4 protein-coding genes are annotated in these 20,494 nt (G+C 72.7%); 2 read left to right on the top strand and 2 right to left on the bottom strand.

Translation table 11 applies throughout. The features are described 5' to 3' along the window. Positions 1-191: 191 nt before the first annotated feature. Together M8C13_RS08420 and M8C13_RS08415 are read right to left on the bottom strand one after the other, a co-directional pair. Entirely contained in the window at positions 192-1,250 is a 1,059-nt protein-coding gene (locus tag M8C13_RS08420) for a DegT/DnrJ/EryC1/StrS aminotransferase family protein (RefSeq protein WP_252479922.1), read from the bottom strand. Beyond that, on the bottom strand, positions 1,247-2,647 hold the full coding sequence (locus M8C13_RS08415) for a glycosyltransferase (RefSeq protein WP_252479921.1): 1,401 nt from the start codon (positions 2,645-2,647) through the stop codon (positions 1,247-1,249). The genes M8C13_RS08420 and M8C13_RS08415 overlap by 4 nt, the downstream gene beginning before the upstream one ends. A gap of 165 nt (positions 2,648-2,812) precedes the next feature. Here M8C13_RS08415 and M8C13_RS08410 point away from each other — a divergent pair, with 165 nt between their 5' ends. Beyond that, positions 2,813-8,749, top strand: a complete 5,937-nt coding sequence (locus M8C13_RS08410) for a type I polyketide synthase (protein ID WP_252479920.1) — start codon at positions 2,813-2,815, stop codon at positions 8,747-8,749. Then, on the top strand, positions 8,746-20,463 hold the full coding sequence (locus M8C13_RS08405; protein ID WP_252479919.1) for a type I polyketide synthase: 11,718 nt from the start codon (positions 8,746-8,748) through the stop codon (positions 20,461-20,463). Before M8C13_RS08410 ends, M8C13_RS08405 begins: the two co-directional genes overlap by 4 nt. Positions 20,464-20,494: the final 31 nt, after the last annotated feature.

Below are 20,494 nucleotides of genomic sequence, written 5' to 3'. Positions count from 1 at the left end.
CGGGCTGCGCGCGCAGATCGCCGGCGACCCTGCTGGTTCGAGTTCGGTCATCAGGTTCGCGGTCAAGAGGGTTCTTGCCGCTTCGGGTGAGTGGCTCGCCTTGAGCGGAGTTGGCTGTGCGAGGGCGGCCTCCCAGTACACAAAAGAAACCCGGGCGGTCGAGTCCCGCCCGGGTTCCTGATGTGCTCGCCTCAGCGCTTCTGGTAGAACTCCCGCACCTTGCCCACGATGTACTCCTGGTCCTCCGCCGTCAGCCCCACGTACGTCGGCAGGTAGAACCCGGAAGCCGCGTACTTGGCCGCGTTCAGCTTCGGCCACTCCGGGTCGAAGTACTGCGGCTGCTGGCTCATCGGCTTGAAGAACCGCCTGGTCTCAATGCCCTCGGCGGCCAGGTGTGCGCGCAGCGACTCCCGGTCCTCGGCCAGCACGTCGTACATCCACAGCACGTCGCGGGGCGGCATGACCGTGATGCCCTCGATACCGGCCAGGCCCTCGTCGTAGCGGGCCGCGATCTCCTTGCGGGCGGCCAGGAAGGTGTCCAGCTGCTCGGTCTGGGCCAGGGCGACCGCGGCCTGCATGTCGGTCATCCGGAAGTTGTAGCCCAGCTTGCGGTGCAGGAACGAGTGGTCGGGGCTGAAGGCCATGCCGCGCAGGTGGCGCATCTGGGCGTCCAGCACCGGGTCGTTGGTGACGCAGATGCCGCCCTCGCCGCTGGTGATGATTTTGTTGGCGTACAGGGAGAACGCCGCGATGTGCGCGACCGGGCGGACGCCGTGGGACTCCGCGGAGTCCTCGACCACGCGGAGGTTGTACTCGTGCGCCAGCTCCATGATCGGGTCCATGTCGCAGCGGCGGCCGTAGATGTGCACCGGCATGATCGCCTTGGTGCGCGGGGTGATCTTCTCTTCGATCTTGGTGACGTCGATGTTCAGGTCGTCCGCGCAGTCGACGAACACCGGGGTGGCTCCGGTGTAGGTGACGGCCCAGGCGGAGGCGATCATGGTGAACTCGGGGACGATCACCTCATCGCCTGGGCCGACCCCCAGTGCGCGCAGCGCCAGCGTCAGCGCGGCCGTGCCGGAGGAGCAGGCCACCGCGCTGGACATCTGGTTGTAGCTGGCGAAAGCTTCCTCGAACTGGCGCACGTGCGGCCCCAGCGAGGAGATCCACCCTCGCTGGATCCCGTCCGTGACGTACTCCAGCTCGCGCCCGGACAGGACCGGCTTGGAGACGTGGTACCGGTAGCTCATGCGTTGCTCGTCTCGGTGAGTTGCGGGAGGGACAGCAGAGCGTCGGCGGCGGCCGCCCGGCCACCGGCCTTGGACATCGCGGCGGCGAACCGCCGGGAACGTTCGGTGTAGGACTGCTCGGTCAGCACCGGCAGCACCTTGCCGGTGAGGTCGTCGGCGTCGATCGTCGCGGGGCGGTCCACCGCCTGGCCCAGGCCCATGCTCTGCACCCGGACCGCCTGGTCGTAGCAGTCCACCCACAGCGGTCGCACCACCTGCGGCTTGCCGAAGAACACGCTCTCGTGGAAGGCGTTGCCGCCGCCGTGGTTGACGAAGACCTTGACGCTGGGATGGGCCAGCACGTCCAGCTGCGAGGGCACCCAGCCCTCGACCCGCAGGTTTGGCGGCAGGTCCGCGGGCAGCATCGGCTGCTGGGACTTGGGCAGCGACCACAGCACGTCGGCCTCGCCGTCCAGCCGACGTGCGACCTCGACCAGCGCGGCCACATCGGAGGAGGTGAGGCGGGTGATGGTGCCGAAGCCCATGTACACCACCGAATCCCGGCCGTCCAGCCAGTCGGTCAGCTCGTCGGCCGGCGCCTGTGGCAGGGGCGGCACCATCGCGCCGACGAAGGTGAACTTGTCCGGGACGTCGAACGGGTAGTCCAGCTCCGGCAGCGAGTAGCACAGCACCCGCTCGGCCTGCTCGAAGGCGGCCAGCGACTTGGTGGTCTCGGCGGAGATGCCCAGTTCCGCGCGGATCTTGGCCTGGGCCTGGACCCGCTTGTTCGTCTCCGGGTTGAGGAAGTGCAGCAGGGTGCGCCAGCGGAACAGCTGGTTGCGCAGCCGCTGGCTAGCCGTCATCGGGTACGGCAGGGCCGACCGCGGGGTCGGGAAGTCCTTGGGGGTGTAGGACTTGCCGAACGGGGTGACCAGGCTGACGATGTTGCTGGCCACGAACGGGCAGCTGAGCACGTACGGGATGCCCTTGGTGATGGCCAGGTCGATGGCGTGCTTGCACATCACGTCGATCACCATCAGCGCGGGCCGGTGCTGCTCGACCGCGGCCGCCAGCGCCTGGTACTTGGGGACGGTGATCTCGGGCTTGAAGTTGTGCCGCAGCAACGCGCGGAAGGCCTTGAACCGCGACGGCTGGGTGACCGCCCGGTAGGTCGGCTCGTCCCAGGTGGTGGGCGACAGCTCGGGCACCGGTTCGCCGAGGGAGATGAACTCGATCTTGCTGGCCGCGGTCAGCGCCTCGACGTCGGCGCGCCGGGGCTCGTCGCTGGCGAAGAACACGTCCTGCACGCCGCGCCGGGCCAGTTCACCCGCCAGCACCAGCATCGGGTTGGCCAGGCCGGCCGCGGGCAGGCTGACCAGCATGATCGGCTTCCGCGGGTGCTCAGCGAGCTCTGCCATGCCCACAGGGTGGGGGGCGGGCAGCCCGGAATTTGCTAGAGATTCCGACCGCTCTGTCTGGGGGAATCCGCAGTTCGCCGTTTGTACCGTCGCCTCGGGAATCCCCTGATTCACGGCGGCAAGGTGGTCCGGATGCGGAGTGAGGCTGATACGTGTCTGTCACACGTGCGGAGTGCCGCGGCTGCGCTGCTGGGCACACCAGCGGACGCGCTGCCGGTGGAGGTGGCGCTACGTGAGCTCGGCGCCGACTCCGCCGGGCTGACCAGGCTGACCCAGGAGCTGTCCCGGCGACTCGGTCGTCCGGTGCCAGCCTGGGCGCCCTACCGGCACCCGACGGTGGCCGCGCTGGCGGCGTTCCTGGACGGCAGGCCGACCGGCCGGGCGAGCCAGGCCGCCGAGGCGACGCGGCACGAGCCGATCGCGATCGTCGGCCTCGGCTGCCGGCTGCCCGGCGGCATCGGTTCGCCCGGTCAGCTCTGGGACGCGCTGCTGGCCGAGGTGGACGCGGTGGGGCCGGTGCCCGCGGACCGTTGGCACGCCGAGGAGTGGTACGACGCCGACGTCACCAGCCCCGGCAAGACCACCACCCGCCGCGGCGGTTTCCTGGACGACGTGGCCGGGTTCGACGCGGCCTTCTTCCGGATGTCCCCCGCCGAGGCCGAGCACGCCGACCCGCAGCAGCGGATCACCCTGGAGGTGGCCTGGTCCGCGCTGGAGGACGCCCGGATCGTGCCCGGCGGCCTGACCGGCAGCCGCACCGGCGTCTTCCTGGGCACCATGTGGCAGGAGTACTACCTGGCCACCGGCGCGGACCCGAACGCGGTGGGCTCGCAGTCCGCGGTCGGCTGGGACACCTCGATCATCCCGGCCAGGGTCGCCTACGCCCTTGGCCTGCAAGGGCCCGCGGTGTCGGTGGGCAGCGCGTGCAGCTCCTCGCTGGCCGCGGTGCACCTGGCCGCGCACAGCCTGCGCCGCGGCGAGTCCGACCTGGCGCTGGCCGGTGGCATCAGCCTGATGCTGCACCCGCACACCACGGTCGCGATGACCAAGTTCGGCGGCGTCAACCCCGACGCCCAGTGTCGCGCCTTCGACGCCGGCGCCAACGGCTACGTGCGCAGCGAGGGCTGCGGAGTCGTTGTGCTGCGGCGGCTTTCCGACGCGCTGCGGGACGGCGACCGGGTCTACGCGGTGCTGCTGGGCAGCGCGATGAACAACGACGGCGCCTCCAACGGCCTCACCGCGCCCAACCCCGAAGCCCAGGTCGACGTGCTCCGCTCGGCCTGGCAGGAGGCCGGGGTACCGACCGGTCAAGTGTCCTATGTGGAGGCTCACGGCACCGGGACCAAGCTCGGCGACGTGATCGAGACCTCCGCGCTCGGCGAGGTGTTCGGCCCCGGCCGCGCCGAACCACTGCGGATCGGCTCGGCCAAGACGAACTTCGGCCACCTGGAACCGGCCGCCGGCGTGCTCGGCCTGATGAAGACCGCTTTGTCGCTGTACCACGGGGAACTGCCCGCCAGCCTGCACTTCGACGAGCCCAACCCGAACATCGACTTCGCCGCCGAACAGCTCCAGGTGGTGACCGCCCGCAGCCCCTGGCCCGCCGGGCACCGGTACGCCGGGGTGAGCGGCTTCGGCTTCGGCGGCACCAACGTGCACCTCGCGCTGGGCCAGGCGCCCGCCAGCCCCCGTACCCTGGTGGCACTGGGCGCGGACACCGCGGAAGAGCTGTGGAAGAGCATCGCGGCCACGGCCAGGGGTCCGCTGGCACCCGTGCTGAGCACCGGATCCGGCCCGCACCGCGCCTTTGCCGCACTGGAGCGGCCCGCCGACCTGGTCAACCTGCTCGCGCTGGCCGAGGTCGGCGTGGCTGAAACCGCGCCCGCGCTGGCCTTCTGCTTCTCCGGCCACGGCAGCCAGTGGACCGGCATGGGCCGGGACCTGCTGACCGAACCGGAGTTCCGCGCCGCCATGTCCGAAGTGGACGGCGAGCTGACTTCGGTGCTCGGCCGGTCGGTGCTGGCCGACCTGCTGGAGGAGCGGCGACTGGAGCGGGCCGATGTGGTGCAGCCCGCGCTGTTCGCGGTGCAGGTCGCGCTGTTCCGCACGCTGGCCGCCCGTGGCGTGACGCCGGAGGTGGTCTTCGGGCAGAGCGTGGGCGAGGTGGCCGCCGCGGTGGCCGCCGGTGCGCTCACCGTGGCCCAGGGCGCTCAGGTCATCGGCCGGTGGTCCCGGCTGATCGCGGAGCGCGCCTCCGGCACCGGGACCGTGCTGGTCTGCGACCTGGACGTGGCGGAAGCGGCCAGGCAGGCCGGTGACCGGCTGACCGTGGCCGGTGAGCTCTCGCCGGGACAGGTGTGCGTTTCCGGTGCCACCGCGGCGATCGACGACTTTGAGCAGGAGCTGGCCGAGGCCGGGATCGGCGCGGTCAGGGTGGCCATCGACTACCCCTCGCACAGCCGCGAACTGGCCGCTCTCGCCGCCGAGCTGACCGAGCTGCTCAGCGACATCCGCCCGGCCGCCACCAGGATTCCGTTCCTCTCCACCGTCACCGGCGGCGAGCTGGCCGGGACCGAGCTGGACGGGGCCTACTGGGCGCGCAACATGTGCCAGCCGATGCGCCTGGTCGACGCGGTCCGCGCGCTGCCGCCGGGCTGCCGGATCGTGGAGGTCAGCCCGCACCCGGTGCTGCGCGTCCCGATCGGCCGGACCCTGGACACCGAGGTGCTCGCCACCTGCCGCCGGCACCGGCCCGGCACCGAGACCCTCACCGACCTGCTCGGTCTACTGTGGACAGAGGGTGTCGACGTCGACTGGGGCGGGGACACCGGGCAGCCGGTGGCCTGGCCGCTGTCGGCGCAATCCCCGTCCGCACTGCGCGCCCAGGCCGCAGCCCTGCGCGCACACGCCGAATCCGCGCCCGCACTGGGGGTCGCGGACATCGGCCTGTCGCTGGCCACCACCCGGACCGCGTTCGAGCACCGGGCCGTGGTGGTGGGCCACCGGCGGGACCTGCTGGACGGCCTGTCCGCGCTCGCCGCGGGCGAGGACGCGCCGGGACTGGTGGTCGGCCGGGCGCAGGCCGGGCCGGGGCCGGTACTGGTCTTTCCCGGCCAGGGCTCGCAGTGGGTGGGCATGGCACTGGAACTCGCCGACAGCACACCGGTTTTCGCCGAGGCGCTGGCGCAGTGTGAGCGAGCCCTGACGCCGTACGTGGACTGGTCGCTGACCGAGGCGCTGGGTGATGAGGAGGCGCTGCGCCGGGTCGATGTGGTGCAGCCCGCGCTGTGGGCGGTGATGGTCTCGCTGGCCGCGCTGTGGTCCGCGCACGGCATCCGCCCGGCCGCGGTGGTCGGGCACTCCCAGGGCGAGATCGCCGCCGCCTGCGCGGTCGGCGCACTGTCCCTTGAGGACGGTGCCCGGATCGTCGCCCTGCGCTCGCAGGAGATCGCGCAGGCGCTGGCCGGGCACGGCGGCATGGTCTCCACCACGCTGCCCAGGGCCGAGGCGCTGGCCCGGCTGACCGAATGGGACGGCAGGCTGTCGCTGGCCGCGGCCAACGGCCCGGCCGCCACCGTGATCTCCGGCGATCCCCAGGCCCTGCACGAGTTCGTGGCCAAGGTGCAGGCCGACGGCGTGCGCGCCCGGCACCTGCCGGTGGACTACGCCTCGCACTCCGACCACGTGGAAGCCATCCGCGGCGAGCTGCTTACCGCGCTGGCCCCGGTCCGTCCGCGCACCGCCGAGGCCGCCTTCTGGTCGACGGTGACCGCCGGACCGCTGGACACCCTCGGCCTTGACGCCGCCTACTGGTACGACAACCTGCGCTCCCCGGTGGAGTTCGAGGCCACCGTGGCCGCGCTGATCGAGGCGGGGCACCGCACCTTCATCGAGGTGAGCCCGCACCCGGTGCTCACCGCGGGCATCCAGGACGCCGGTCCGGACGTGCTCGCCTTCGGCAGCCTGCGCCGCGATGACGGTGGCCCGCAACGGTTCCTGACCTCGCTGGGCCAGGCGCACGCGCACGGCCTGCCGGTGCGCTGGGACTACCCCGGCGCCCGCCTGGTCGACCTGCCCACCTACCGCTTCCAGCACCAGCGCTACTGGCTGGAGACCACCTCGCCCGCGACCACGACCGCGAAGCCGGAGTCCGAGGCGTTCTGGCGCCTGGTGCACCAGGCCGATGTCGAGTCCCTGCAACGCCTGCTCGCGGTCTCCGAGAGCGCGACCTTGCCCGAGCTGGTGTCCGCGCTGGCCGGCTGGCACCGCAGGGAGAACGCGGCCAGGCTGATCGAGGACTGGCGCTACGCCACCGCCTGGCGCGCGGTGGCCGACCCGGCGCGCACGGCCACCGGCAGCTGGCTGGTGTTGGTGCCCAAGGGTGAAGGTCCCTGGACCGACGCGGTGTCCGGCCTGACTCGGCAGGGCCTGCGGCTGGTCGCGGTGGAGTGCGAGCACCACCCCGGTCGCGACGAACTGGCCACTGCCTGCGCCGCCGCGGTTCCCGCCGACGTCACCGGCGTGCTCTCCCTGCTCGCGCTGATCCCTGGCGAGCGGGTGGACCACCCCGGTGTGCCAGCCGGGTACGCGGCCACTCTCCTTGCCCTGCAAGCACTCGGCGATGCCCGAATCGGCGCGCCGCTGTGGTGCGTGACCAGCGGCGCGATGATCACCGACCCCGGCGACCGCGAGGTCCGGCCGGACCAGCGCATGGTGTGGGGCCTGGGCCGGGTGGCCGGGCACGAGCACCACGACCGCTGGGGCGGCCTGATCGACCTGCCCGCCGAGCCGCGCGAGGGCAGCTGGCGGCAGCTGGCCGCCGCGCTCACCCGCACCGACGGCGAGGACCAGCTGGCGCTGCGGCCCTTCGGCACCCTGGCCTGCCGACTGGTCCGACCGGCGGCACACCGCGCGGAGGCGGGGGAGTGGCGGCCCAAGGGCACCGTGCTGGTCACCGGCGGCACCGGCGCGCTCGGCGCGCACGTGGCCCGCTGGCTGGCCGAACGCGGCGCCCGCGAACTGGTGCTGGTCAGCCGCCGCGGCCCGGCCGCGCCGGGTGCCGCGGAACTGCACGCCGAGCTGGCCGCGCTGGGCGCGGACGTGCGGATCGAGGCCTGCGATGTCAGCGACCGCGACCAGGTGCGCGAGTTGCTGGCGCGGGTCGGCGAGCTGGACGCGGTGGTGCACACCGCCGCCGTGCTGGCCGACTCCCCGCTGCGCGCGCTGAGCCTGGCGCAGGTCGCGGAAGCCCAGCGCGCCAAGGTGGTCAGCGCCTGGCACCTGCACGAGCTGACCGCCGAGCAGAACCTGTCCGCGTTTGTGCTCTTCTCCACGCTCGGCGCCACCGTCGGCATCCCCGGCCAGGGCAACTACGCCCCGGCCAACGCCGCACTGGACGCCCTGGCCGAGCTCCGCCGCGCCCAGGGCCTGCCCGCCACCGCGGTCTCCTTCGGCGCCTGGGACGGCGACGGCCTGGCCACCACCGCGGTCCGCCCGACCCTGGAACGCCACGGCATCAACCTGATGGCCCCCGAGCTCGCGCTGAAAGCCTTGCAGGAAGCCATCGACGGGGGCCGGGCCAGCCAGGTGGTGGCCGACATCAAGTGGGAGCGGTTCGCCCCGACCCTCACCGCGCTGCGCCCGAGCCCGCTGCTGGCTGACCTGCCGGATGCTCGCAAGTCCAGTGGCGCAACGGAAAACGCGACCGAGCCAGACCTGGCTGACCGGCTGGCCTCGTTGCCCGCCCGCCGCCGCGCGGAGCTGGTGCTCGACGTGGTGCTGCGGCACACCGCCGCCGTGCTCGGCTACCGGCGCGGCGACCGGCCGGAGGAGACCAGGACCTTCCGCGACCTCGGCATCGACAGCGTCACCGGCGCCGACCTGAGCAAACGGCTCGGCGCTGAAACCGGGGTGCGCCTGCCGGTCACGCTCGTCTTCGAGCAGCCGACCCCAGCCGCGGTGGCCGAACACCTGCTGGACCAGCTCGACCTGGACGAGTCCGCGCCGGAAGAAGCCCCGGCCGCCGAGCCGATGGCGGACGTCTCCGACGACGAACTGTTCGACCTCATCGACAGCATCACCATGAGCCGGAGGAATACGTGACGGCGACCGAACAGAAGCTGCGCGAGTACCTCAAGCGGGCCACCAGCGAGCTGAACGCGCTGCGCGAGGAGCGCGCCCGGTCGAGCGAACCGATCGCGGTGCTCGCGATGAGCTGCCGCTTCCCCGGCGGCATCAACTCCCCGGAGGACTTCTGGCGGCTGCTGGCGGCAGGCGAGGAGGCGATCGGCCCGCTGCCCGGCGACCGCGGCTGGGACCTGGACGGCCTCTACCACCCCGACCGGGACCACCCCGGCACGCTGTACGCGCGAGCAGGCGGGTTCCTCAGCGACGCGGCCGAGTTCGACCCGGCCTTCTTCGGCATCGCCCCACGCGAGGCGCTGGCCATGGACCCGCAGCAGCGGCTGCTGCTGGAGAACGCCTGGGAGGCACTGGAACGCGCCCGCATCGTGCCGGAGTCCTTGCGCGGCAAGGACGTGGGCGTCTACATCGGCACCAACGGCCAGGACTACGCCGGACTCACCACCGCGGGCGGCGACTCCGAGGGCCACGCGCTCACCGGCGGCGCGGCCAGCGTGCTCGCGGGCCGGATCTCCTACGTGCTCGGCCTGGAAGGCCCCTCGGTCACCCTGGACACCGCGTGCTCGTCCTCGTTGGTGGCGCTGCACAACGCGGTCCGCGCGCTGCGCGCAGGCGAGTGCTCACTGGCGCTGGCCGGTGGCGCGACGGTGATGGCCGGGCCGCAGCTGCTGATCGAGTTCTCCCGCCAGGGCGGGCTGTCGCCGGATGGTCGCTGCCGCGCGTTCAGCGAGGACGCCGACGGCACCGGCTTCGCCGAGGGCAGCGGCCTGGTGCTGCTGCAACCACTGTCCGAAGCACTGGCCCAGGGCCGCCAGGTCCTGGCGGTCATCCGCGGCTCGGCGGTCAACTCCGACGGCGCGTCCAACGGATTGAGCGCGCCCAACGGCAGCTCGCAGCAGCGGGTCATCCGCGCCGCGCTGGCCGACGCCGGGGTGGACGCCGGCGAGGTGGACCTGCTGGAGGCGCATGGCACCGGCACCCGCCTCGGTGACCCGATTGAAGCGCATGCGCTGCTGGCCACCTACGGCAAGGCGCACGCGGGCGGCGAACCGGCGTTGCTGGGCGGGGTGAAGTCCAACATCGGGCACACCCAGGCCGCGGCCGGGGTCGCCGGGTTCATCAAGGTCGTGGAGAGCCTGCGGCGGGGTGAAGCCCCGCGGACGCTGCACGCGGAGACGGCGAGCAGCCGGGTGGACTGGTCGACCGGCGGGATCAGCCTGGTCACCGAGCACCGGGAGCTGGCGGCGGGGGATCGGCCTTGCCGGGCCGGCATCTCGGCGTTCGGGATCAGCGGGACCAACGCGCACATGATCCTGGAACAGGCACCGGCACCGGAACCCGCATCCGCCACGGACGAGCCCGCACGCGCCGCGCTCGCCGCCGTGCCCGAAGGCGCGCCGCTCGTGCCCGTGGTGCTCTCCGGCCACACCGAGGCCGCCCTCCGCGCCCAGGCCACCAACCTCGCCGAAACCGCCGCCACCGCCCGGCCCGTCGACCTCGCCTGGTCCCTGGCCACCACCCGCGCCCGCCACCAGCGCCGCGCCGCCGTGATCAGCGCCGACACCGAACAGCTGCTCGCCGGACTCCGCGCCATCGCCACCGGCGAACCCACCCCCGGCGTGGTCACCGGCGCGGTGCTGCCCGGCAAGACCGCCTTCGTCTTCCCCGGCCAGGGCGCTCAGCGTGCGGCCATGGGCGCCGAGCTGTACCGCACATTCCCCGCTTTCGCCCAGGCATACGACGCGGTCTGCGCACACCTGGACCCGCTGCTGCCCCGCCCGTTGCGCGAGATCACCTTCGCGCCCGCGGACACCCCGGAAGCCGCGCTGCTCAACCAGATCGGCTTCACCCAGCCCTCGCTGTTCGCCTTCCAGGTCGCGCTCTACCGGCTGGTCGAGTCCTGGGGCGTCACCCCGCACTACGTGCTCGGCTACTCCACCGGCGAGCTCGCCGCGGCACACGTCGCCGGGGTCTGGTCGCTTGAGGACGCCTGTGCGCTGGTGGCCGCGCGTGGCCAGCTGATGCAGTCGCTGCCGCCGGGCGGCGCGATGCTCGCGGTCCGCGCCGCCGAGCAGGACCTGTTGCCGCTGCTGGAGAACCGCGAGCACGAGCTGGTGGCCGGACTGGTCAACGGGCCGAACTCGGTGATCCTCTCCGGCACCGTCGAGGCCATCGAGCAGGCCACCGAACAGCTTCTCGCCGAGGGCCGCGAGGTCAAGCGGCTGGCCATGGACCACGCCTACCACTCGCCGCTGATGGAGCCGATGCTGCCCGAGTTCGCCGCGGTCGCCGCCAGGGCCACCGCGCGCGAACCGGAGATCGGCCTGGTGTCCAACGTGACCGGCGGCCTGATCAGCGCCGAGGTGCTCGACCCCGGCTACTGGGTCAGCCACGTCCGCTCCACCGTGCGCTTCGCCCAGGGCGTCACCACCCTGCTGGAGGCCGGGGTCACCCGCTTCCTGGAACTCGGCCCGGACGGTTCCGGTGCGGCCATGGTCGGCGACTGCGTGGCCGAGGCCCGCCAACGGGTCGCGGTGATCGCCGCGCAGCGCCGGGACCGGCCAGAGGCCGAGGCCGTGCTCACCGGGCTCGCCGAGGCGCACGCGCACGGCGTGGAGGTCGACTGGGCCGCGGTGTTCGCCGGACACCGGCCGCGGGTGATCGACCTGCCGACGTATCCGTTCCAGCGCAGCAGGTTCTGGGTCACGCCGAAGGCCACCGCGGCCGGTGGCGCGCTGGAGCTCACCGAGGTCGACCACCCCTGGCTGATGGTGGAACCGGCGCTCGCGGGCGGCGCGGGCCACGTGCTCGCGGGCAGGCTCTCCGTCGCCGACCACCCGTGGCTGGCCGACCACGTGGTGCACGGGCACATCGTGATGGCCGGGACCGGGTTGATGGAGCTGGCCATCGCAGCCGCCCAGCGACTCGGGCTCAGCCAGGTCGCCGGGCTGGTGATGATCTCCCCGCTGGTGCTGCCGGAGCACTCGGCGGTGCGCGTCCAGGTCTCGCTCACCCCGCCGGTGGACGGGCGTCCGCTGGTGGCCATCCACAGCAAACCCGTTGGCGGCGAAGGGGACTGGACCCTGCACGCCACCGGCGAGCTCGGCGAGGTCCCGCAGCCGGACACCGGTGCCGACGGGTTCGCCGACCTGCGCGAGTGGCCGGTGCCGGGCGCGGAACCCGTTGACCTGACTGGACTTTACGACCGGTTCGCCGACCAGGGTGTGGACTACGGTCCCGGCTTCATGACCACCACCGCGCTGTGGCGGCGCGACGGCGTCGGCTACGGCACGGTCCGGCTGCCCGAGGACGTGGACGGCACACCCTACGCGCTGCACCCCGCGCTGCTGGACGGCGCGCTGAACGTGATGCGGGCCTGCGCGGACGGCGGCCAGGACGCCGACCACGTGCAGATGCCCTTCGAGTGGTCCGGGGTCGAGCTGTACGCCACCGGGGCCAGCGAACTGCGGGTCCGGGTAGAGGCCGAGGCGGCCTCCGGCGGGCGGCGGCTGACCGTGTGGCTGGCCGACGGCACCGGGGCTCCAGTGGCCAGGGTGCAGCGGCTCGACCTGCGCACGGCCAAACCCGAGCAGTTCCAGGCCACCGGCCGCGCCCAGGACCTCTACCGCGTGGAGCTTCAGCGCGTCACCCTGCCCTCCAGCGCAACGACTTCGGCGAACCGGGTCGTGGTGGACGCCACCGCCCAGGACCTCCCGGTCACCCAGGCCACCGCCGAGGCGCTGACCAAGGTCCAGCGGATCATCACCGAACAGCCCGAGGCCGAACTGGTCTGGCTGGGCAGCGGCCTGACCGGCGCGGCCGTGCGCGGCCTGCTGCGCACCGCCCGCACCGAGCACCCGGACCGCGTGCTGCGCTGGATCGGCGTCGACGGCCCGGTGCCGGAGGCCGCGCTGGCGCTGGACGAACCCGAACTGGTGGTCAACGCCGACGGCGTGTTCGCACCCCGCCTGGCCAAGGTCACCGAGGACGCCACCGGCGAGCTCACCCTCGACGGCACCGTGCTGGTCACCGGCGGCACCGGCCAGCTCGGCGCCGCGGTGGCCGAACACCTGGTGCGCCAGCACAATGCGCGCAAGGTCGTGCTCACTTCCCGCCGTGGTGCGGACGCCCCCGGCGCGCCGGAGCTCCGCGAGAAGCTGGGCGTGGACACCCGGATCGTGGCCTGCGACATCACCGACCGCGCCGCACTGGCCGACCTGCTCGCCGGGATTCCCGACCTCACCGCGGTGGTGCACCTGGCCGGGGTGCTTGACGACGGCCTGCTGCTGGACCAGGACGCCGACCGCCTGGCCAATGTCTTCGCGCCCAAGGCCGCCGCCCTGCACCTGGACGAGCTGACCCGCGACCGCGATCTCACCGCGTTTGTGCTGTTCTCCTCGGCCGCCGGCGTCCTCGGCACCGCGGGCCAGAGCACTTATGCCGCAGCCAACTCCGTGCTCGACGAGCTCGCCATGCAGCGCCGCCAGGCCGGACTGCCCGCGACCAGCCTCGCCTGGGGACTGTGGCAGCCCGATTCCGACGGCATGACCAGCCACCTGGGCACGGCGGAGCTGTCCCGCATGCGCAGGCAGGGCATTGTCGCTTTCCCCGTCGCCGAAGGCCTGCGGTTGCTGGACACCGCGCTGCGGCTGGACGAACCGGCGCTGGTGCCGGTTCGCCTCGATCTGCGCGGACCGCGGCAGGAGGCCGAGCAGGGCGGCCACCTCGCCGCGGTCCTGCGCACCCTGGTCCGCCTGACCCCGCGCCAGGCCGCCGCCCGCAACACCGGCGAACCCGAGTCCCTGCGCGACCGGTTGCTGGCACTGCCCAGGGACCGCCAGCTCGCCGAGCTGACCACCATCGTGGTGCGCGAGGCGGCCGCGGTGCTCGGCATCACCGACCTGGCCGGCCTGCCGGTGGACGAGCCCCTGGTGTCCCGAGGGCTCGACTCGCTGATGGCGGTGGAGCTGCGCCGCAAGCTCACCGCCGCCACCGGCGCCACCCTCAGCTCCACCCTGGCCTTCGACTACCCGACTCCGGAAGCCATCGCGGGCCGCCTGGCCACCGTGCTGGAACTGACCCCCCGCGAGACGACGACCACCACCCCGCGCCCACAAGCCGCGGACCTGGACGACGACCCCATCGTCATCGTCGGCATGGCCTGCCGCTTCCCCGGCGGCGTGGCAGGCCCCGACGACCTGTGGAACCTGGTCGCCGAGGGCACCGAAACCGTCGCCGACTTCCCGACCGACCGAGGCTGGGACCTGGCCCGCCTGTTCGACCCAACCCCCGGCCGCCTCGGCACTTCCCACACCCGGGTCGGCAGTTTCCTTTACGACGCAGGCAATTTTGACGCCGCCTTCTTCGGCATGTCCCCGCGCGAGGCCATGGCCACCGACGCCCAGCACCGCCTGCTGCTGGAAAGTTCCTGGGAGGCCTTGGAACACGCGGGCATCGACCCCGGCACGCTGAAGGGCAGCGACACCGGGATCTTCGCCGGCGTCATGTACAGCGACTACGCCACCCTGCTCGGCGGCGGCGAGTTCGAGGGCTTCCAGTCCACCGGCAGCGCTCCCAGCGTCGCCTCCGGCCGGGTCGCCTACGCCCTGGGCCTGGAAGGCCCCGCCGTCACGGTTGACACGGCCTGCTCCTCCTCGCTGGTGGCCCTGCACCTGGGCACCCGCTCGCTGCGCTCCGGCGAGTGCAGGCTGGCCCTGGTCGGCGGCGTCACGGTGCTGTCCACGCCAAGCCTGTTCGTGGAGTTCTCCCGCCAGGCCGGCCTCGCCACCGACGGCCGCTGCAAGGCATTCTCCGACTCCGCCGACGGCACCGGCTGGGGCGAGGGCGTGGGAGTGCTTGTGCTGGAACGCCTGTCGGACGCTCGCCGCCTGGGCCACCGGGTCCGGGCGATCGTCCGGGGCACCGCGGTCAACCAGGACGGCGCGTCAAACGGCCTCACCGCCCCGAATGGCCCGTCCCAGCAACGGGTCATCCGCGCCGCGCTCGCTGATGCGGGTCTATCCACTGTGGACGTCGATGTGGTCGAGGGCCACGGCACGGGCACAACCTTGGGTGACCCGATCGAGGCCCAGGCGCTGGTGGACGTCTACGGGCAGTCCCGCGCACAGCCGTTGCTGCTGGGCTCGATCAAGTCGAACATCGGCCACACGCAGGCCGCGGCCGGTGTCGCCGGTGTGATCAAGATGGTGCAGGCGCTGGAACACGGCGCCGCGCCCAAGACGCTGCACGTGACTGAGCCTTCGTCGCATGTGGACTGGTCGGCGGGAGCGGTGGAACTGCTCACCGAGACGGTGCCGTGGCCGGAGGTTGATCGGCCGCGGCGGGCTGGGGTTTCGTCGTTCGGGGCCAGTGGGACGAACGCGCATGTGATCATTGAGCAGGCGCCTCCGGTGGAGGTCGCGGAGCCGGTGCGGGTGCCGGCGGTGGTGCCGCTGGTGTTGTCGGCGAAGTCGGCGGAGGCGGTGCGCGCCCAGGCCGTTCGGCTGGCGGACGTGATCGCCGGGACCGGGGGCCGTCTGGCTAGCGCGTCTGCCGGTGAGAACGCCGATGGTGCGGTTGAGGCTTTGGTCGCCGGGAGTCCTGATGGCTCGGCGAGTGTGCTCGCTGCCGGGACCGCGGATGGTGCGGTCGGAGCTCTCGTCGCCACGAGCCCCGATCGATCGGCGAGTACGCTCGCTGCCGGAAACGCGGACAGTTCGGTCGGTGCGCTCGCCAGCGGGAACGATGAGCACACCGGCGGTGTCCTCATCACCGAGCACGCGGACCATCCGATCAGCGCGCCTGCCGCCAGGTCCTCGGACCAGCCGACCAGTGTGCCTGCCGCCCGGCCCTCGGCCCTCGCCGCCAGCGCGGTCGACGCGGGGTTCACCCTGGCCACCGCCCGCGCCGCTCTCCCCGTCCGGTCCGTCCTCGTGGGCACCCCCGACGAGCTGCCTTCCCTCCTCCACGCCCCGCTCGAACCCACCCCCGTCCTCGCCGGCGGCCGCTCGCTCTTCGTCTTCCCCGGCCAGGGCTCCCAATGGGTCGGCATGGCCCGTCAACTGCTGGACGAGTCCCCGGTCTTCGCCGCCCGCTTCGCCGAGTGTGCTGAGGCCCTCTCGCCGCACATTGAGTGGTCTATCACTCATGCTTTGGCGGATGGGGAGCTGTTGGCCCGGGTCGATGTTGTGCAGCCGGTGACCTGGGCGGTCAATGTCGCGCTGGCCGCGCTCTGGCAGTCGCTGGGTGTTGTGCCGGAAGGAGTGGTCGGCCACTCACAGGGGGAGGTCGCCGCGGCTGTGGTGGCCGGGGGGTTGTCGTTGGCGGATGGGGCGTTGGTGGTTGCCCGGCGGTCGCAGTTGATCGCGCGGGTGTTGTCCGGGCGCGGTGGTATGGCTTCGATCGCGTTGCCGGTTGAGGAAGTGCTGCCGCGATTGACTGAAGGCATTGGGATCGCGGCGGTGAATGGGCCGGCGGCCGTGGTGGTGTCGGGTGCGGAGCGGGCGCTGGCGGAGTTTGTGGCCGCGGCCGAGGCCGAGGAGTTGCGGGTCAAGCGGATCGCGGTGGACTACGCCTCGCACTCGCAGTTCGTCGAAGAGTTGGAGGACGGGCTCGCGCAGGTGCTGGCCTCGGTCCAGCCTCGGTCGGGCGAGATTCCGTTCTTCTCGACGGTGACGGGGGACTGGCTGGACACCGCAGAGCTGGACAGTGGCTACTGGTACCGGAATCTGCGGCAGCAGGTGCACTTCCACTCCTCGATGCAGGCTTTGATCCAGGCCGGTCATAACCGGATCATCGAGGTCAGTCCGCATCCGGTGCTGGTGGCCGAGGTTGAGGCCACTTTGGACGGTGCCGGCGTCGAGGGTGTGGTGACCGGGTCGTTGCGCCGCAACGAGGGTGGCGCGCGTCGCTTCCTCGAATCCGTTGGCGCGTGGTGGGTTCGCGGTGGTCAGGTGGACTGGTCGGGCTGGTTCGCCGGGTCTGGTGCGCGGGTTGTCGACCTGCCCACCTATCCGTTCCAGCACCAGCGTTTCTGGCCCGCGGCGCGCATCTCCGGCGACGCCTCCGCCTTTGGCCTCACCGCGACCCACCACCCGGTGCTGGGCGCGGCGGTGCCGCTGGGCGACGGGTCCGGGGTGGTGCTGACCGGGCGGTTGTCCGGGAACACCCAGCCCTGGCTGGCCGATCACCAGGTCAACGGCACCGCGATCTTGCCGGCGACCGCCTTTGTCGAACTCGCCGTGCGGGCGGGTGACGAGGTGGACTGCGCGCGGGTCGAGGAGCTGATCCTGGGCGCGCCGCTGGTGCTGGACGGTGAGGTGGAGGTCCAGGTCAAGGTGGACGCGCCGGACGAGGACGGTCGCCGTTCGCTGGCCGTGCACGCCCGGCCCGGGGCCGACGCCGCCTGGACCCGGCACGCCACCGGTGTGCTGGCCCCCGGCGCGCCCGAACCGGCCGAGAGGCTGGGCTCGGTGTGGCCGCCGAGCGGCGCGGTGGAGATCGACCTCACCGCCTTCTACGACGAGGCCGCCGCGTCCGGGTACGAGTACGGGCCCGCTTTCCGTGGGCTCAGCCGGGCCTGGCACGTCGACGGCGAGGTGTTCGCCGAAGTCGCGTTGCCGGAACGGGTTTCGGTCACCGGGTTCGGGTTGCACCCGGCGTTGCTGGACGCGGCGCTGCAGACGGTGCTGTTGTCCCAGCAGGAAGTCGCGGCCGGTGCGCTGCCCTTCGCCTGGGAGCAGGCGGAGCTGCATGCCACCGGCGCGAGTGCGCTGCGGGCCCGGCTGCGGCACCTCGGCGCGGACGGCGAGGACACTCTGGTGGCCCTGACCGTCGCCGATGCCACCGGCGCGGTCGTGTTCACCACCCGGTCACTGCGGCTGCGCGCCGCGGCCGGGGGCATTGCCCGGACCGAGCCGGTTTCTCTGTACACAGTGGACTGGACGCCGGTCAGCGGCACGGGCGCCGACCCGGCCGACCTGATCACCGTGACTGACCTGGCCGAGATCCCGGACAGCCCGGCCACCGTGGTGCTGCCGCTGGCCACCGCGCCCGGCGATCCGGTGACCGCCGCGCACGAGACCTCCGAGCAGGTGCTCGCCCTGGTGCAGCGCTGGCTGAGCGGGAGTGCGTCGCGGCTGGTGCTGGTCACCACTGGCGCGCGGACCGGCCGGGACCTGGCCGCGGCCACCGCCTGGGGCCTGGTGCGCACCGCGCTCACCGAGAACCCCGGCCGCTTCGGGCTGCTCGACGTGGACCGTGCTGAGGACGTTTCCCTTGCCCTGCCGCACATCGCGGCGGGCGACGAGCCGCAGCTCGCGGTGATCGACGGCCAGGTGTGCGTGCCGCGACTGGCCGCGGACCAGAGCAGGCTGCTCGCGCCGGTGCACCGCCGCGACTGGCGGATGGACGCGGTCGAACCCGGCTCGGTGGACGGGCTCGGCTTTGTGCCCACCACGGCCGCTGCGCAAACCCTTGCCGCGGGCCAAGTTCGGCTTGGTGTCACCGCGGCCGGCATGAACTTCCGGGACGTGCTCGGCACCCTCGGGTACGGCAAGGTGCTCGACCAGCTGGAGGTCTCGGCCGGTCTGATGGGCGCCGAGGCCGTCGGTGTGGTGCTGGAAACCGGTCCTGGGGTTGAGGATCTGGCTCCCGGTGACCGGGTTCTTGGTGTGGTGGACGGTGGGTTCGCGCCGGTGGTGGTGGTCGACCACCGGCACCTGGTGCGGATTCCGGCCGGGTGGCACGACATCGAGGCCGCCAGCGTGCCCGCCGCCTTCCTCACCGCCTACTACGGCCTGGTCGACATCGCCGCGCTCAAACCCGGCGAGAAGGTGCTCATCCACGCCGGCACCGGCGGGGTCGGCATGGCCGCGATCCAGCTCGCCCGGCACCTGGGCGCGGAGGTCTACGCCACCGCGAGCGAGCCGAAGTGGGCCGTGCTGCGCGAGCTCGGCGTGCCCGAGGACCACATCGCCTCCTCGCGCAGCCTGGACTTCGCCACCAAGTTCCCCAAGGTCGACGTGGTGCTCAACTCGCTGGCCAACGAGTTCGTGGACGCCTCGCTGGACCTGCTCAACCCGGGCGGGCGGTTCGCCGAGATGGGCGTCAACGACGTGCGCACGGCGGACCAGCTTGTCAAGTGGCCCGGCGTTGTTTACCACGCCTTCCACGTGGACGAGGCCGGCCCGGAGCGCACCAAGGGCATGCTGACCGAGCTGGTCGAGCTCTTCGAGCGGCAGGTGCTCACCCCGCTGCCGACCCGCTCCTACGACCTGCGCCGCGCGGTGGAGGCCTTCCGGTTCATGAGCCAGGCCAAGCACACCGGCAAGCTGGTGCTGACCATCCCGCGCACCTGGGACACCGGCAAGGCTGTGCTGATCACCGGCGGCACCGGCGGACTCGGCCGCGAGCTGGCCCGGCACCTGGCCGGTCAGGGCTTCGGCTGGCTGGTGCTGGCCAGCCGCAGCGGCGGGAACGCCGACGGGGCAACGGAACTGGCCGCGGAACTGGCCGGGTCCGGTTGCCGGGCGGAGATCGTCGCCTGCGACACCAGCGACCGGGACGCGGTGCACGGCCTGGTCGCCGACCTCACCGCGCGCGGCGGGCTGACCGCGGTGGTGCACGCCGCCGGGGTGCTGGATGACGCCACAGTGGACAGTCTCACGCCGGCGCAGCTGCACCGGGTGTTGCGGCCGAAGATCGACGCGGCCTGGCACCTGCACGAGGCCACCCGCGAGCTGGACCTGGCCGGGTTCGTGGTGTTCTCCTCGGCCACCGGCGTGCTCGGCACCGCGGGGCAGGCCAACTACGCGGCCGCGAACGCCTGGCTGGACGCGCTGTGCCAGCGGCGGCGGACCGAGGGCCTGGCCGGTGTGTCGCTGGCCTGGGGGGCGTGGGCGCAGGCCACCGGGATGACCGGGCACCTCAGCCAGGTCGACCACGACCGGTTGCGGCGCAAGGGAATCGTGCCGTTCTCGGTGGCGCAGGGCCTGGCCATGTTCGACGCGGCCGCGGCGACCGACCGCCCGCTCACCCTGCCACTGGTGCTGGACCGCAACGCGCTGGCCGCGGACCCGGACCTCTCGCCGGTGCTGCGGGAGCTGGGGCGCAAGGACCGCCGCACCGCGGTCGCCGCGACCCAGACCGCGGACGGACTGCTGGGCAGGCTGGCCACCATGGCTCCGGAGGCACGGCGCGAGCTGCTCAGCTCGGTGCTCCGGGAACACGTGGCCGCGGTGCTGGGCTTCGCCGGCGCCGAGGCGGTCGCGCCGGAGCGCACCTTCAAGGACCTGGGCTTCGACTCGCTGACCGCGGTCGAGCTGCGCAACAAGCTGGGCGCCGCGCTGGGCAGGCGACTGCCGGCCACCCTGGTCTTCGACTACCCGACGATCACCGCGCTGGCCGGGCACCTGCTCGCCGAGTTCGACTTCGGCGACCCGGCGCCCACCGGCACCCCGCTGGAGTTGCTGGGACAGCTGGAATCGCTGCTGGCCGACCCGGCCGCGGCGCGGGAGGACCGGAGCGCGCTGCTCCGGCGACTGGAGGACCTCGCCGCCGGACTGCGGCGGGCCGACCAGCACGAGGGCGGACCGACCGACGACGACATCAACTCGGTGTCAGTGGAGGAACTGTTCGACCTCATCGACGAGAACTTCACCGCACCGCAGGAATGACGAGCTCTGTAGCCGACGGGCAGGTACACCG

The sequence above is a fragment of the Crossiella sp. SN42 genome, assembly GCF_023897065.1.
Classification (GTDB): domain Bacteria; phylum Actinomycetota; class Actinomycetes; order Mycobacteriales; family Pseudonocardiaceae; genus Crossiella.
This window is presented reverse-complemented; position numbering and strand designations above follow the sequence as displayed.